Annotated in this window: 17 protein-coding genes; 9 read left to right on the forward strand and 8 right to left on the reverse strand. The window is 66.2% G+C overall.

What is annotated here, in order from left to right:
* Positions 1-84: 84 nt before the first annotated feature.
* On the reverse strand, positions 85-417 hold the full coding sequence (locus DJ029_RS00285) for a hypothetical protein (RefSeq protein WP_112320332.1): 333 nt from the start codon (positions 415-417) through the stop codon (positions 85-87).
* Between the two features lie 155 nt (positions 418-572).
* Between DJ029_RS00285 and DJ029_RS00290 the strand changes: the two genes are divergently transcribed.
* From DJ029_RS00290 to DJ029_RS00305, 4 genes are all read left to right on the forward strand, one after another.
* The gene (locus DJ029_RS00290; RefSeq protein WP_112320333.1) at positions 573-1,367 is read left to right on the forward strand and encodes a transporter substrate-binding domain-containing protein; all 795 of its coding nucleotides are present in this window, start codon (positions 573-575) and stop codon (positions 1,365-1,367) included.
* Positions 1,368-1,402: 35 nt separating this feature from the next.
* Positions 1,403-2,206, forward strand: a complete 804-nt coding sequence (locus tag DJ029_RS00295) for an amino acid ABC transporter permease (RefSeq protein ID WP_112320334.1) — start codon at positions 1,403-1,405, stop codon at positions 2,204-2,206.
* A gap of 3 nt (positions 2,207-2,209) precedes the next feature.
* Positions 2,210-3,820, forward strand: coding sequence for an acyl-CoA synthetase (locus DJ029_RS00300; RefSeq protein ID WP_112320335.1), 1,611 nt, complete (start codon positions 2,210-2,212; stop codon positions 3,818-3,820).
* Between the two features lie 467 nt (positions 3,821-4,287).
* A complete protein-coding gene (locus tag DJ029_RS00305; protein ID WP_112320336.1) occupies positions 4,288-4,572 on the forward strand; it encodes a hypothetical protein in 285 nt (94 codons plus the stop codon).
* Between the two features lie 117 nt (positions 4,573-4,689).
* On the opposite strand, the gene DJ029_RS00310 is transcribed toward DJ029_RS00305, so the two are convergent.
* From DJ029_RS00310 to fabA, 6 genes are all read right to left on the reverse strand, one after another.
* Positions 4,690-5,664 carry a threonine ammonia-lyase gene (locus tag DJ029_RS00310; RefSeq protein WP_112320337.1) on the reverse strand — a complete coding sequence of 325 codons (975 nt, stop codon included), beginning with the start codon at positions 5,662-5,664 and terminating at the stop codon, positions 4,690-4,692.
* Positions 5,661-6,494 (reverse strand): alpha/beta fold hydrolase, encoded by an 834-nt coding sequence (locus tag DJ029_RS00315; RefSeq protein ID WP_112320338.1) that lies wholly within the window; start codon positions 6,492-6,494, stop codon positions 5,661-5,663. The genes DJ029_RS00310 and DJ029_RS00315 overlap by 4 nt, the downstream gene beginning before the upstream one ends.
* The gene (locus tag DJ029_RS00320) at positions 6,491-7,180 is read right to left on the reverse strand and encodes a haloacid dehalogenase type II (RefSeq protein WP_112320339.1); all 690 of its coding nucleotides are present in this window, start codon (positions 7,178-7,180) and stop codon (positions 6,491-6,493) included. The genes DJ029_RS00315 and DJ029_RS00320 overlap by 4 nt, the downstream gene beginning before the upstream one ends.
* A gap of 93 nt (positions 7,181-7,273) precedes the next feature.
* Positions 7,274-8,062: an enoyl-ACP reductase FabI gene (locus tag DJ029_RS00325; RefSeq protein ID WP_112320340.1), complete on the reverse strand. Its 789-nt coding sequence runs from the start codon at positions 8,060-8,062 to the stop codon at positions 7,274-7,276.
* Positions 8,063-8,067: 5 nt separating this feature from the next.
* The gene (fabB, locus tag DJ029_RS00330) at positions 8,068-9,294 is read right to left on the reverse strand and encodes a beta-ketoacyl-ACP synthase I (RefSeq protein ID WP_112320341.1); all 1,227 of its coding nucleotides are present in this window, start codon (positions 9,292-9,294) and stop codon (positions 8,068-8,070) included.
* Positions 9,295-9,327: 33 nt separating this feature from the next.
* Positions 9,328-9,834: a bifunctional 3-hydroxydecanoyl-ACP dehydratase/trans-2-decenoyl-ACP isomerase gene (gene fabA, locus DJ029_RS00335; protein ID WP_112320342.1), complete on the reverse strand. Its 507-nt coding sequence runs from the start codon at positions 9,832-9,834 to the stop codon at positions 9,328-9,330.
* Positions 9,835-10,005: 171 nt separating this feature from the next.
* Between fabA and irrA the strand changes: the two genes are divergently transcribed.
* The 5 genes from irrA to dxs all read left to right on the forward strand — a co-directional run bounded on the left by irrA (position 10,006) and on the right by dxs (position 14,589).
* Positions 10,006-10,440, forward strand: coding sequence for an iron response transcriptional regulator IrrA (gene irrA / locus DJ029_RS00340; RefSeq protein ID WP_112320343.1), 435 nt, complete (start codon positions 10,006-10,008; stop codon positions 10,438-10,440).
* A 93-nt stretch (positions 10,441-10,533) separates the two neighbouring features.
* Positions 10,534-11,469, forward strand: coding sequence for a histone deacetylase family protein (locus tag DJ029_RS00345; RefSeq protein WP_112320344.1), 936 nt, complete (start codon positions 10,534-10,536; stop codon positions 11,467-11,469).
* Positions 11,466-11,708 carry an exodeoxyribonuclease VII small subunit gene (locus DJ029_RS00350; protein ID WP_112320345.1) on the forward strand — a complete coding sequence of 81 codons (243 nt, stop codon included), beginning with the start codon at positions 11,466-11,468 and terminating at the stop codon, positions 11,706-11,708. Before DJ029_RS00345 ends, DJ029_RS00350 begins: the two co-directional genes overlap by 4 nt.
* 3 nt (positions 11,709-11,711) lie before the next feature.
* The gene (locus DJ029_RS00355) at positions 11,712-12,602 is read left to right on the forward strand and encodes a polyprenyl synthetase family protein (RefSeq protein WP_112320346.1); all 891 of its coding nucleotides are present in this window, start codon (positions 11,712-11,714) and stop codon (positions 12,600-12,602) included.
* Positions 12,603-12,642: 40 nt separating this feature from the next.
* A complete protein-coding gene (gene dxs, locus DJ029_RS00360) occupies positions 12,643-14,589 on the forward strand; it encodes a 1-deoxy-D-xylulose-5-phosphate synthase (RefSeq protein WP_112320347.1) in 1,947 nt (648 codons plus the stop codon).
* A gap of 42 nt (positions 14,590-14,631) precedes the next feature.
* Here dxs and DJ029_RS00365 read toward each other — a convergent pair whose 3' ends face one another.
* On the reverse strand, positions 14,632-15,330 hold the full coding sequence (locus tag DJ029_RS00365; RefSeq protein ID WP_157966214.1) for an outer membrane protein: 699 nt from the start codon (positions 15,328-15,330) through the stop codon (positions 14,632-14,634).
* Between the last annotated feature and the right edge of the window lie 85 nt (positions 15,331-15,415).

A 15,415-nucleotide genomic window follows, 5' to 3' on the forward strand; every position in this document is an offset into this window, starting at 1 on the left:
ATTCGCGCGGACGGGGGCACGCCCCGCCGACCGCTCTCGGACTGAAAGCGACACGGGCGGCGGGGCGCTGCAATCGGGGGGCCGTCAGCGCGTGTCGGTGCCGGACACTGCCGCCCCATCGGCCGAGGCGCTTTGCTCCGCCGCGTCCTTGGGCGCGGGGGTGACCCATTCAACGAAATCGACGCCGGTCTTTTCGGTCAGGAACTCCGCGATCTCCAACCGGTCGGCGGGCGACAGCACGTTGTAGGCAAGCCACAAAACCCCGAGAAACGCGCCATACCGCAGCGGCACCGCAAGCCTGTACCGCAGCTTGGGACGGCGCGGCTTGACCGGGGGCGGCTGGTATCGCAACTGACGCCGCTTGATGCCTGTGGGGATGTGCGGTTCCGTTGCCACCCGTTTACGCGATCTGAACATTGATAGTCCCTTGTTATTGCTGCCTTGAGCATGGCTTACCCCCCGGTTCTGGAGTTTTCGGGGCAGCAATATGACGGTCCTGCGGCAAGCCTTGCCAGCGGGCGGCGGCTTCACCATAGTCGGCGCCCACAACCATTGCTTCACGAGGTCACGCCATGCGAATCCTAAAATCCCTTGCCGTATCCGCACTTGGCCTTCTGGCCGCCTCCCCGCTGCTCGCGCAGGCGCTGCCGGATCTTGGCGGGCGCGAGGTCGTCGTGGCGACCGAGGACGCCTATCCCCCGCTGCAGTTCAAGGATCCAAAGACGGGCGAAGCCATCGGCTGGGAATACGACGCCATGACGGAACTGGCCAAGCGGCTGAACTTCACCCTGGTGATCGAGAACGCAAGCTGGGACGCGATGATCGCCGCGGTGTCCGCCGGGCAGTTCGACGTGGCCATGAACGGCATCACCATCCGCGAGGACCGCGCCGAGCAGGTGGACTTCACCGAGTCCTACATGCGCTCGGAAATGTTCATGCTGGTCCGCGCGGATGAGGACCGTTTCAACGACGGCGCGACTTTCGCCGCCGAAGAGGATCTGCTCGTCGGCGCGCAACCGGGCACGACGCCCTTCTACGTCGCCGTGTACGAGATGCTGGACGGCAACGAGCAGAACCCGCGCATCAAGCTGTTCGAAAACTTCGGCGCCTCTGTCCAGGCGCTGACGGCGGGGGACGTGGACCTGGTCCTGACCGACGGCACCGCGGGCAACGGCTATGTCTCGGCGAACCCGGACACGTTCAAGCTGGTGGGCGAGCCGATGGGCGCCGAGGATTTCGGCTTCATCCTGCCCAAGGGCTCGGACCTGGTGGAACCGCTGAACGCGGGCATTCAGGCGATGCGTGAGGATGGCACCCTGGACGCACTGGACAAGAAGTGGTTCCTCGACTTCAAGATCGGCGAATGAGCCGGCGCACCGGGCTGCGCTGACGGCCGCGCCGCGTGACCCCCGAGACCAATGGCGAAAAGGACTTTCCCTGGTGGCTGCTCGCCGCCGGTGGGATCGGGCTGTACCTGGGCTGGCGGATCTGGCGCGACGCGCTTTATGCGCAGATCTTCTCAGCCGTGGCCCAAGGGGTGGAGGTGACGCTGTTTGTCACCGCCGTCGCCTTCAGCTCGGCCTGCGTGATCGGGCTGGCGCTTGCGGTGATGAGCCTGTCGCGCAGCCTGGTCCTGCGCCAGGTCGCGCGCTTCTATATCGAGGTGATCCGCGGCATCCCCATCCTGATCCTGCTGATCTACATCGCCTTCGTCTTCACCCCGGCGCTGGTCGTAGCGGCGAATACCGTGCTGGACCCCTTGGGCTTCGAGCCGCTGAGGACCCGCGACATCAATTTCATGTGGCGCGCGATCATCGCGCTGACGATCGGCTATTCCGCCTTCATCGCCGAGGTGTTCCGCGCCGGGATCCAGTCCGTGGACCTCGGCCAGATCGAGGCGGCCGAAGCGCTCGGCCTCAACCGCTGGCAAAGATTCCGCCTGATCGTGCTGCCGCAGGCGATCCGCATCATCCTGCCGCCGCTGGGCAATGATTTCATCGCGATGATCAAGGATTCCTCGCTGGTGTCGGTGCTGGGCGTGTCGGACATCAGCCAGATCGGCAAGGTGACGGCCGCCGGGAATTTCCGTTATTTCGAAACCTACAATATCGTCGCCTACATCTACCTGTTTATGACCATCGGCCTGAGCCTTGCGCTGCGCCGGCTGGAGCGGCGGCTGAGATCCCGCCAGATGGAGGAAAGCTGAGCAATGCACGCCCACCAGGAACTGCCGCGCACCGCCGCCAACCATGTCCCGCTGACGCCGGTCGGCTTCCTGACGCGCACGGCCCGCGTCTTTCCCGATCTTCCGGCGATCGTCTACGGCGATCTGCGCCGCACCTGGGGCGAAACGGCGGCACGCTGTACGCGGCTGGCGTCCGCGCTGGTGAACGCGGGGGTGCACCGGGGAGACGTGGTGGCCGTCGTCGCGCATAACACGCCCGAACTCTACGAGGCGCATTTCGCCGTGCCCATGGCGGGCGCGGTCCTGAATGCCATCAACACGCGGCTTGATGCGCGCACCATCGCCTACATCCTGGATCATGCCGAGGCGAAGATCCTGATCAACGACAGCGAACTGGCCCCCGTGATCGCCGAGGCGCTGGCCCTTTGCAAAGCCGCGCCGCTGGTGATCGACATCATCGACCCCGCCGCGCCGGGCGCGCCCCTGGGCAAGCAGGACTACGAGAGTTTCCTCGCCGGCGGCAGCCCCGATTTCACACCGATCGTGCCGGCGGATGAATGGGACAGCATTTCGATCAACTACACCTCCGGCACCACGGGGAACCCGAAGGGCGTCGTCTATCACCACCGGGGCGCGTATCTGAACGCGATCAACAACACGCTGGAATGGTCGATGCCCATGCACCCGACCTACCTGTGGACGCTGCCGATGTTCCATTGCAACGGCTGGTGCTTTCCCTGGACCATCGCCGCGAAGGCGGGCGTCAACGTCTGCCTGCGCAAGGTCAGCGCCGCCGCCATCTACGACGCGCTGGCCGATCACGGGGTGGACCACCTTTGCGGCGCGCCCATCGTGCTTGGCATGATGATCGGCGCCCCGAAGGAAGAGCAACGCCCCTTCCCCCAGACCTGCCGCGTGATGACCGCCGCCGCCCCGCCGCCGGCCTCGGTGCTGGCGCAAATGGCCGAGCAGGGCTTCGACGTGACCCATGTCTATGGCCTGACCGAGGTCTACGGCCCCGCCGTCGTCTGCGCTTGGCACGAGGAATGGAACGCCCTGCCGGTCGAGGAACAGGCCCGCCTGAAATCCCGCCAGGGCGTGAACTACCTGCTGGAGGACGCGGTGATCGTCGCTGACGAACACGGCAACCCGGTCCCGGCGGACGGGCAGACCATGGGCGAGGTGCTGTTTCGCGGCAACATCGTCATGAAGGGCTACATGAAGAACCCCGCCGCCACCGCCGAGGCGCTTGCCGGGGGCTGGTTCCATTCCGGCGACCTGGCCGTGGTGCACCCCGACGGCTACATCCAGATCCGCGACCGCGCCAAGGACATCATCATCTCGGGCGGCGAGAATATCTCCTCCATCGAGGTGGAGGACGTGCTGTTCAGCCATCCCGCCGTGCAAGCCGTCGCCGTCGTCGCGCGCCCCGACGAGAAATGGGGAGAGACGCCATGCGCCTTCGTCGAGCTGAAACCCGGCGCCGAGGTCAGCGAGGCCGACCTGATCGCCTTTGCGCGCGATCGCCTCGCGCATTTCAAGTGCCCGAGGTCGGTGGTGTTCGGCGAGGTGCCCAAGACCTCCACCGGGAAAATCCAGAAACCGCCGCTGCGGGACCGCGCGAGCCGGTTGTAAGCCTGCCGCAGGGGGTTTCGCGGGCGCTAAATGCCGGGGTGACGTTACGAAAACCCCTGAAATAAAAGATTTAATTCTCGCGTTTGCGTCATCGAAACCGCCTGCGCGGGGCCAAACTGTAACAAATCTGATTGTTTCCGAAATCGAAATCCACTGTCGGAACGGCCAGCATTGCAGGAAACCGCCCCGAAACTGACGCTTTCGTGATCGTTCGCCCCAGATTGACGCAACGTTAATGACGCGTCGTTCATTAATTTTATATGTTTATTTTAAGACACTTAAATGAACTTCCAACGTAAAAAAGTGCTGCTCCGGCGGTTTCAATACCTGCCGGAATTCAACCTTGCGTGAGCCGTTGTGATCGGCTTCGTGAATTGAAGATTCCGGCGCAAAAAGCCAATTGTCAGTCATCGCCAAACACGGCGAACGACATCAACTCAGAAACAATACGTTAAAGGAAACAAACCATGACACGCACTCTTATCGCCGCCCTCGCCGTTGCTTTCGCCGCCGCTCCCGTAGTCGCGTCCACCGTTGATCTGAACGACGCGTCGCTCAGCGTTTCGCAGAAAGCCCAGATCCACAACGTGCTGAACAGCGACGAAAGCTCCGACACGCAGCGCCGCTTGATCGAAGCCATCGTTTCGGACCTCGACGCGGGCGATGCGACCGGCGCTCAGGTGTTCTTCATCACCGAGTCCGATGAAAGCTCCAACACCCAGGAACGTCTGATCGATGCCATCGTGAACTGATGGACGCAAGACAGCCACGGGGTTCGGAACGCTCCTCTCTCCCGGCGTTTCGAACCCTCGCGGTTCCCAGGGCGGCGGCCGGTTTCCGGCGGCCGTCCTTTGCGATTCAAGGCAGGCTCACAGGGTGCTGAGCGCCCGTGCGAAGACCGGCGGATCGACGTTGCCGCCGGTGGCGACGACGATCACGTCGTCGCCCGCGATCTGATCGCCCCGGAACAGCGCGGCGGCCAGCGCGGCGGCGCCGCCGGGTTCCAGCACCAGTTTCAGGCGCAGGAACGCCTGCGCCATCGCAGCGAGGCATTCCTCGTCGCTGACGACCAGCCCCGGCCCGGCATGGGCCGACAGGATGGGAAACGTCAGCTCCCCCGGGCTCTCGGTCAGGATCGCGTCGCAGATCGAGCCGGACGTGGCGGCATTCGACTGGCGTTCGCCCGTCGCCAGCGAGCGGGCGACATCGTCGAAGCCTTGCGGCTCGCAGGGGCGCACCCGAAGCCCGGGTGCGCGATCCGCCAGCGCCAGCGCGATGCCGGAACTCAGCCCCCCGCCCCCGCAGCAGACCAGCACGTCGGCCCGGTCGATCCCCAGCCGATCGGCCTGCCGCGCCAGTTCCAGCCCGACAGTGCCCTGCCCCGCGATGACCAGCGGCTCGTCATAGGGCCGGACCAGGTGCAGGCCGCGCTTCCTGAGCAGGCGATCCCCGACATCCTCGCGCCGCTCACCGCCGGGGCGGTCGTAGAGCACCACCTCCGCCCCCAGCGCGCGGGTGTTCGCGATCTTCAGCTTCGGCGCGTCCAAGGGCATGATGATCACCGCCGGGCAGCCGTGCATCTGCGCCGCCAGCGCCACGCCTTGCGCGTGGTTGCCCGAGGAATAGGCCAGCACGCCCCCCGCCCTGTCTTCCGCCCGCATCGCGCTGACCGCGGCAAAGCCCCCGCGAAACTTGAACGAGCCGGTGTGTTGCAGGCATTCCGCCTTCACGTGGACCCGCCGCCCGGCGATCTCGTCCAGCGCGGGGGAGCTGAGGACCGGGGTGCGGCGCACGACCGGGTCAAGCCGCGCATCGGCGGCGAGGATGGCCTCAAGATCACTCATGTGCGTATCTTCTCCAGTAGCGCGGTCAGCGCCGCAAGGGCCTCGGGCTCGTCCAGGAACGGCACGTGGCCCCGGTCCGGCACGGTGGCCGCGATCATCTCGGGGTTGCGGGCCTGCATCCTGGCAAGGGTCGCGGCTGTCAGCAGGTCCGAATTCTCGCCGCGCACCACCGCAAGGGGCATCGCGGCGAAAGCGTCGAAGAACGGCCACAGGTCGACCGGCGGCACTTTCGACGCCTCGATCACCGCATCGCGCAGGGCGGGATCGTAGCGCAGCCCGATGGAGCCATCGCCGCGCAGGAACCAGCGCCGCGCCAGTTTCAGCCAGGTGGCGTCGTCAAGGGTCGGGAATTCCGCGCCCATGTTGGCCTTCAGCCCGGCGGCGACGCCTTCAAGCGTATCGGCCTTCGGCGGCACGCCGAGGTAGCCGAGGATGCGCTCAAGTCCCGCCGGGTCCAGCACGGGGCCGACATCGTTCAGCAGCACCCCGGCAAGCCTGTCGGTCGCCATCGCCGCCAGCACCATGGCGATCAGCCCCCCGCGCGAGGTGCCGACGATCGTGAGCTTCTCCAGCCCCAGGTGGTCGAGGAATTCCAGCACGTCCCGCGCCTCGACCGGGATCTGGTAGGTGGCGGGATCGTCGGCCCAGCCGGACTCGCCCCGCCCGCGCAGGGTCAGGCGGATCAGGCGCACCCCGTCGGGCAGCACGGCGGCCAGGTCGTCGAAGTCGCGCGCATCGCGGGTCAGGCCTGGCAGGCACAGAAGTGGCAGGCCCTGCCCCTCGTCCTCATAGGCCAGGCTGACCCCGTCCGAGGTGGTGAACCGGCTCACAGGCGTGCCGCCATTTCCGGGATGCTGGTCAGGTCCGGCAGCGTTTCCTCGGGCACCCACGGCAGACGATCCAGCGGATCGCCGGCGCGGTTCACCCAGACCGTGCGAAAGCCATAGCCCGCCGCCGCTGCCGCGTCCCACCCGTTGGAAGACACGAAGAGCACCGTGTCCGCCCCGCGCCCGAAGCGCTGCCCGACAAGATCGTAGACCGAGCGGTGCGGCTTGAAGACGCCCACAGACTCAACGCTCAGCACCGCGTCCATGTGCGCCCCAATCCCGGCAGAGCGCACCGCGCCGTCCAGCATGTCGGGTGAGCCGTTGGAGAGGATCGCGGTCTCCACACCCGCCGTTTTCAGCGCGGCCAGCATCGCGGGCACCTCGGGGAAGGCGGAAAGTTCCCAGTAAAGCGCCAGAAGCCGTTCGCGCAGCTCCGCGTCATCGCCCATGCCCGCCGCCTCCAACGCGTAGTCGAGGCCGTCTGCAGTGACCTGCCAGAAATCGGTGTGGGCATCGGCCACTGCACGCAGCCAACTGTACTGAAGCTGCTTCAGCCGCCAGGTCCCGGCAATCCGGGGCCAGGCTTGCGCAAAGGCTTCGCGTCCCGGCTCGGCAGCGGCGATGCGGGCGGCGGCGGCCACGTCGAACAACGTGCCATAGGCGTCGAAGACAACAGTGTTGATGGGCATCCCAGGGCCTTTCCGGTCAGCGGAGGTTATCCCAACAGAAAGCACAGTTTGCCTGCGACGCCAATCGGCCGCCGCTCAGAGTTGATCCTTGCGTTACAGGTTTTCGACCTGAGGTGCGCCGGTGATGTGATAGCCGCCGTCGACGAAGATTACCTCTCCGGTGGTGCCGGCGCCCATGTCAGACAAAAGATAGACAGCGGTGCCGCCCACGTGCTCGAGGCTGGCGTTCATGCGCAGCGGCGCGTTCTGCTCGGCGTTCTTGAACACCCGACGCGCGCCGCCGATGGCGGCCCCGGCCAGCGTGCGCATCGGCCCGGCGCTGATCGCGTTGACCCGCACGCCGTCCGGACCAAGGTCATTGGCCAGGTAGCGCACCGCGGATTCCAGCGCCGCCTTGGCCACGCCCATCACGTTGTAGTTCGGCGTCACCCGCTGCGCGCCGATATAGCTGAGCGTCAGGATGGAGCCGCCCTGCTTCATCATCGGCGCGGCGCGGCGCGTGATGTCCACCAGCGAATAACAGCTGATGTCCATGGAATTAAGGAAGTTCGCGCGGCTGGTGTTCACGAAGCGCCCCGACAGCTCGGACTTGTCCGAAAAGGCGATTGCGTGAACGACGAAATCCAGCCCGCCCCATTCCTCGGACAGGGTCGCGAACAAGGCATCGAGCGACGCTTCGTCCTGCACGTCCGCGGGCAGGACCAGTTTGGCCCCGATGCTTTCCGCCAACGGCTTGACCCGCTGCCCGAAAGCGTCCCCCTGGTAGGTGAAGGCCATTTCCGCACCCTCGGCGTGCAATGCACGGGCGATGCCCCAGGCAATGGACTTTTCGTTCGCGACACCCATGATCAGTCCGCGTTTGCCTTGCATCAACTCGGCCATGATGATCAGTCCTGTAGCTTGCTGAGCGCCAGCGTTGCGTTGGTGCCGCCAAAGCCGAAGCTGTTGGACAGGATGGTATCGAGCCCGGCTTTGTCGATCCGTGTCGTCACGATCTCGGACGGGTCGAGCGCGGGGTCCAGCGTCTGGATATTCGCGCTGGCGGTGATGAAGTCGTCCTGCAGCATCAGCAGGGCGTAGATCGCCTCCTGCACGCCGGTCGCCCCGAGGGAGTGCCCGGTCAGCGACTTGGTCGAGCTGATCGGCGGCGTGCTGCCCTTGCCGAAGATGCGGCGCGCGGCTTCCACTTCCGAAATATCGCCCACCGGGGTCGAGGTGCCGTGCGCGTTGATGTAGCTGACTTTGCGATCGCCCAGGGTGGACATGGCCAGGCGCATCGCGCGCTCGCCGCCCTCACCCGAGGGGGCGACCATGTCATAGCCGTCCGAGGTGGCGCCGTAGCCCGTCACCTCGGCGTAGATCTTGGCGCCGCGCGCCTTGGCGCGCTCGTATTCCTCGAGCACGACGACACCGCCGCCGCCGGCGATCACGAAGCCGTCGCGGCTCTCGTCATAGGCACGCGAGGCGGTTTCGGGCGTGTCGTTGTACTTCGAGCTCATCGCGCCCATGGCGTCGAACAGGCAGGACAGGGTCCAGTCCAGTTCCTCGCCGCCGCCAGCAAAGACGATGTCCTGCTTGCCGAACTGGATCTGCTCCACCCCGTTGCCGATGCAATGGGCGGACGTGGAACAGGCCGAGGTGATGGAGTAGTTGACGCCCTTGATCTTGAACGGCGTCGCAAGGCAGGCGGAGTTCGTGGAACTCATGCCGCGCGTCACCATGAAGGGGCCCATCCGCTTGGGGCTGCCCTTTTCGATCACGATCTTATGCGCCTGGAACAGGTTCTTCGTCGACGGCCCGCCAGAGCCCATCACAAGGCCCGTGCGCTCGTTCGAGACCTCGCCCTCGCTCAGGCCGCTGTCCTTTACGGCCTGCTCCATCGCGATGAAGTTATAGGCCGCGCCTTCGCCCATGAAGCGCAGGTTGCGCTTGTCGATATGCTCGGTCACGTCGATCTTGGGATCGCCGTGGATCTGGCTGCGAAAGCCGTGCTCAGCGTAGTCAGGGGCAAAGGAAATGCCCGACTTGCCTTCCTTGAGGGACGCGGTGACCGCCTCGGCGTTGTTGCCGATGGACGATACGATTCCGATCCCGGTGATGACGACACGGCGCATACGCAGCCCTCCCTTCGCGACCCTTCCGGGCGCTTATTCCTGAAACAGCCCGACCTTCAGATCCGTGGCGGTGTAGGCAAGTTCGCCGTCCACCTCTACCCGTCCGTTCGCCATCCCAAGCTTCAGCTTGCGGTCGATGACGCGGGTGAAGTCGACGTAATAAGTGACCTTCTTGCTCTTCGGCGTGACCATCGCGGTCAGCTTCACCTCGCCCACGCCGAGCGCACGGCCCTTGCCGAGCATACCCCGCCAGCCGAGGTTGAAGCCCGTCAGTTGCCACAGCCCGTCGAGGCCAAGGCAGCCGGGCATTACCGGATCGCCGGGAAAATGGCACTGGAAGAACCACAGGTCGGGATGAATATCGAATTCCGCAACCACATGGCCCTTGCCATGCTCACCGCCATCCGACGAAATCTCGGTGATGCGGTCCATCATAAGCATCGGCGGCTCGGGCAACTGCGGGTTCCCGGGGCCGAACAATTCCCCACGGGCGCACTTCAGCAGCCCATCCTTGTCGAAGCTGGTTGGCAATCCGGTCATACGCCTATGTCCCCATGCAATCTTGGTCTTTTTCTGCTCTCGCCTTCCCTATCACCCGGCTTTGGGGAGGTGCAAGCTTGACAGTACACCGGGCGCGCCACACATTTTCGCCCAACGCTGGCTTTTAGGGGGCCGATATGGCATGAAATGTCCAGCGAAACCGGAGGATTGATGCAAGCACCCAGCACAGATGCCGCCCGCCGCCGCGCCGCCGACTGGCTGCAGGGTGCGGGATTGCGCCCGACGCGCCAGCGGCTGACACTGGCGACATTGCTTGTGGGTGACGGGCAGAACCGCCACGTCACCGCCGAAAGCCTGCACGAGGCCGCCGCCGCCGGGCCGACGGCAGTGTCCCTCGCCACGGTCTACAACACGCTGCGCGCCTTCTGCGATGCGGGGCTGGTGAACGAGGTGACGGTCGACGGAAGCCGCTCCTATTTCGATACGCGCACCGACGATCACCCGCATTTCTACTGGGAAGACGACAGCCGCCTGACCGACGCGCCGGCGGAAAACCTGCAGATCGTCGGCCTGCCCGAGGCGCCCGAGGGCGCGGAAATCTCCAAGGTGGACGTCGTCATCCGCCTGCGGCGCGCGAAGGGCTGATCCGGGCCCGGGGCGACGCCCCCGCCTGCGCGGCGACCGCGAATTTCAAGATTCCGATTCAGTTCGCCTGCTTTTCGGGGTAGCACGTTTCGCATGACAACGCTTTACCTGACCCATGACGACGGGCTTGCCCACGTCACCCCGCCCGGACACCCCGAACAGGTGGCCCGGCTCGAAGCGGTTCACCGGGCGCTCGACGCGCCGGAATTCGCAGACCTCCTACGGGGCGAAGCGCCGCTGGCCGATGACGCGACGCTGCGTCTGGCACATCCGCAAAGCCATATCGACGCGGTGAAAGCCGCGATCCCCAGCACGGGATTTCGCGGCATCGACGCCGACACCCACCTCTGCCCCACCTCGCTGCCCGCGATCCTGCGGGGCGCCGGAGGGCAGGTTGCGGCGGTGGATGCGGTGATGGAAGGGCGCGCGGGCAACGCCTTGGTCGCGATGCGCCCGCCGGGCCATCACGCGGAAACCAGCCGCGCCATGGGCTTCTGCTTCTTCGGCAACGCCGTGATCGCCGCGCGCCACGCGCTGGAGGCGCATGGCCTGTCCCGGGTCGCCATCGTGGATTTCGACGTGCACCACGGCAACGGGACGCAAGACCTGGTCTGGGACGATCCGCATATCTTCTTCGCCTCGACCCACCAGAGCCCGCTGTATCCCGGCACCGGCTCGGCCCAGGAACGTGGCGCGCACGGGCAGATCCTGAACGTGCCCCTGCCCCCGAACACCGGCAGCGCAGGATTCCGCCACGCCTGGGACGGCATGGTGATCCCCGCGCTCGAGTCCGCCCGGCCCGAACTGATCGTGATCTCGGCCGGGTTCGACGCTCATGCCGACGACCCTCTCGCCAACCTGCTGCTCAGCGAAGACGATTTTTCCTGGGTGACGGGGCGCATCTGCGATGTCGCAGACACCCATGCCGCGGGGCGGGTGATCTCGACATTGGAGGGGGGATATGATCTGCACTCGCTGGCGGCTTCCACTGCCGCACATGTCACTACATTGATGGAGCGCGGCCGATGAATGACCAGCCGATAGCCAAGATGACGTTTGAACAGGCCCTGGCCGAACTGGAGCAGGTTGTCGGACAACTTGAAAGCGGCAACACGCCGCTGGAGGAGTCCATCACCCTGTACGAGCGCGGCGCGGCACTGAAGGCGCATTGCGAAACCAAGCTGACCGCCGCCGAGGAAAAAGTCTCGCGGATCACCAAGTCTGATGACGGCACGGTGACGGGCGAGACGCCGTTCGACGCGGACTGAGCCATGGCGACCGCGCAGGATCTCGTCTTCCACGCCCAGCTGAGCCAGGCCGCGACCCGCGTCGAAGAGGCGCTGGACACCCTGCTTCCGAAGCCCGACGGCGCGGTGGCCGAAGCGATGCGTTACGCGACCCTGCAAGGCGGCAAGCGGCTGCGCGCCTTCCTGGTTCTGGAAACGGCGGGACTGTTCCGCGTGCCGGTGGTCCAGTCGGTGCGCGCGGCGGCGGCGGTGGAATGCGTGCACGCCTATTCGCTGATCCATGACGATCTGCCCGCGATGGACGACGACGACATGCGCCGGGGCCGCCCCACGGTTCACAAGAAATGGGACGACGCCACCGCGATCCTGGCGGGCGACGCGCTGCAGGCCTTCGCGTTCGAGATCCTCGGCGGACCGCAGACCGCACCCGACGCCAACATCCGCATCCGCCTGGCAGTAAAGCTGGCGCAGGCCGCGGGCGTGGCCGGTATGGTCGGCGGGCAGGCGCTGGACATCGCAGCCGAAAACGCGCGCACCCCGCTGACGCTGGAAAAGATCACCGAGTTGCAGGCGATGAAGACCGGCGCGCTGTTCCGTTGGTCGGTGGAGGCGGGGGCGATCCTCGGTAAATCCGACGCGACGAACCTGGTCAGCTATGCTGACGCGCTTGGCCTTGCCTTCCAGATCCAGGACGACATCCTCGATGTGACCGCGTCACCGGAAGCCACTGGAAAGGCGACGGGAAAAGACGCCGCAGCGGGCAAGGCGACCTTCGTTTCGCTGCTCGGCCTGGAGGGTGCACAAAAGAAAGCACGTGACTTAGTGTCAACTGCATGTGACACTTTGTCCCCATACGGCTCGGCCGCGGACTCGCTGCGCAAGGCAGCGGAATTCGTGATCGGGCGAGAGAGTTGAGCGGCGCGCAAGGGTGCGCCGAACGCCGGAAAGAGAGATCATGACTGCCGATACCCCAAGCGTAGCACGGCCGGAAACGCCGCTTCTGAACACCGTCCGCACGCCGGACGACCTGCGCAGGATGAGCGATGCGAACCTGCGCCAAGTGGCGGACGAACTGCGCTCGGAAACCATCTCGGTCGTGTCCGAAACCGGCGGCCACCTGGGCGCGGGCCTGGGCGTGGTGGAACTGACCGTGGCGATCCACGCGGTGTTCAACACCCCCAAGGACAAGCTGATCTGGGACGTCAGCCACCAGTGCTATCCGCACAAGGTGCTGACCGGGCGGCGCGACCGCATGCGCACCCTGCGCAAGGGCGGCGGGCTGTCGGGCTTCACCAAGCGCAGCGAAAGCCCCTATGACCCGTTCGGCGCGGCGCACAGCTCCACCTCCATCTCGGCGGGGCTTGGCTTCGCGGCGGCGCGCGACCTTGGCGGCGCGCCGGAGCATGGGCTGGGCGATGTGATCTGCGTGATCGGCGATGGCGCGATCAGCGCCGGCATGGCCTATGAGGGGATGAACAACGCCGGGCACCTCGGGAAGCGGCTGATCGTGATCCTGAACGACAACGAGATGTCGATCGCCCCGCCCGTCGGCGCGATGTCCTCCTACCTGTCCAAGCTTTATGCCGGGGCTCCGTTCCAGGAATTCAAGGCCGCCGCCAAGGGCGCGGTCAGCCTGCTGCCGCCCCCCTTCCAGCAGGGCGCGCGCCGCGCGAAGGAACTGGTCAAGGCCGTCACCGTCGGCGGCACCCTGTTCGAGGAGCTGGGCTTCGACTACGTCGGCCCCATTGACGGGCACGACATGGAGCAGCTGCTGGCCGTTCTGCGCACGGTGAAATCCCGCGCCGACGGGCCGATCCTGATCCACGCGATCACCAAGAAGGGCAAGGGCTTCGCCCCTGCGGAAAACGCCTCGGACAAGGGCCACGCGACGGCCAAGTTCGACATGGTGACCGGCAAGCAGAAGAAGGCGCCCTCGAACGCGCCCTCCTACACCAAGGTGTTCGCCAACAGCCTGATCAAGGAGGCGGAGTCCGACCCGCTGATCACCGCCGTCACCGCGGCGATGCCCGACGGCACCGGGCTGAACCTGTTTGCCGAGCGCTTCCCGAACCGTTGTTTCGACGTCGGCATCGCCGAGCAGCACGGCGTTACCTTCGCTGCCGGCATGGCCGCGGGCGGGATGAAGCCGTTCTGCGCGATCTACTCCACCTTCCTGCAACGCGGCTATGACCAGGTCGTCCACGATGTCGCCCTGCAACGCCTGCCGGTACGTTTCGCGATCGACCGCGCCGGACTGGTGGGCGCGGACGGGCCGACCCATGCGGGCAGCTTCGATATCGCCTTCCTCGCGAACCTGCCCGATTTCGTGGTCATGGCCGCAGCGGACGAGGCCGAGCTGGTTCACATGGTCGCCACCGCGCGCGCGATCGACGACCGCCCCTCCGCATTCCGCTTCCCGCGGGGCGAGGGCGTCGGCGTGGAGCTTCCCGAGAACGGCGTGCCGCTGGAAATCGGCAAGGGCCGCGTGATCCAGCAAGGCCAGGGCGTTGCGATCCTCAGCTTCGGGGCGCGCCTGTCGGAATGCGTGCGCGCCGCCGAAAGCCTGGCCGCGCGCGGCATCCGGCCGACCATCGCGGATGCGCGTTTCGCCAAGCCGCTGGACCGCGAGCTGATCCTGCGCCTGGCCGCCGAGCATGAAGCCCTGATCACCATCGAGGAAGGCGCGATCGGCGGTTTCGGAAGCCATGTCGCGCAGCTGCTGGCCGAGGAAGGCGTCTTCGACACGGGGCTGAAGTTCCGCTCGATGGTCTTCCCCGACACCTTCATCGACCAGGACAGCCCCGCCGCCATGTACGAGGTTGCCGGCATGAATGCCGCGGACATCGAGGCGAAGGTGCTGGACACGCTGGGCGTCACCACGCTCGCCGCGCAGCGCGGGTAAACCGCGCGCGGCGTCGGCTGGTTAGCTCCACGCGGCAAGCTTTCAGAAGGAAAAGCCGATCCCTATGCTGAGCGCGTTGTTCAGCACCTCGGCCTCCGTCCCTCCGCCCCCCGGGGCATCGCGGGAGGTGGCGGCGTAGGTTCCGTTGTACTCGGCGCGCGCCGACAAGTTCGTTGTCAGATCCAGGCTGGCCCCGATGTACCAGCGCGCCGCGGGCCCCGTCGCCGCGCTGTCCGCCGGCGACAACGCCCCTGACGCCGCCTCGGGCACCGCCACGCCGATGCCGAGCCCGGCATGGGCGGACAACGCGCCCCGGCTGAAGATCTGCCGTTGCCCGTTGGCGGTCAGGATGTTCAGCCCCTCCGGGCTCTCGGACGATAGCGGCGCGGATTCGGCGGCCAGCACGCGGGTTACCGTCTCGTAAGCAAGGCGGGGATCGGACCCTGCCACATCGGGAAGCATCTCGACCCTGTTGAATTCCACGCCCGCGCTCCAGAGCGTGGCGCCGAAAGGGTGCATAACGCGCAGCCCCGCCGCGGGGTCCGGCCCAAGGCCGCGACCTTCCCAGTGGGGCGTGAACTCGAAACCGGACAGGGCGGTTGCGCCGCTGGCCGACACCCCTGAAGGGGGCAGCCCTTCCGATACGTGCGATGTGACCGGGAATACTGCGTCCTGCGCAAGGCCGGTGAGGGGACCGGCACAGGTCAGCAGCAGGGCAACGGGCACAAGTGTTCGACGCATCGGCGGGACCACGATCCTTCAGGGGTGGACTTAGGTACGCTCGAACATGGCAATCGGGTGGGCCAGCGCCATGCTCGGTAAACAC

It is taken from the genome of Oceanibium sediminis (assembly GCF_003265325.1).
GTDB classification, from domain to species: domain Bacteria; phylum Pseudomonadota; class Alphaproteobacteria; order Rhodobacterales; family Rhodobacteraceae; genus Halovulum; species Halovulum sediminis.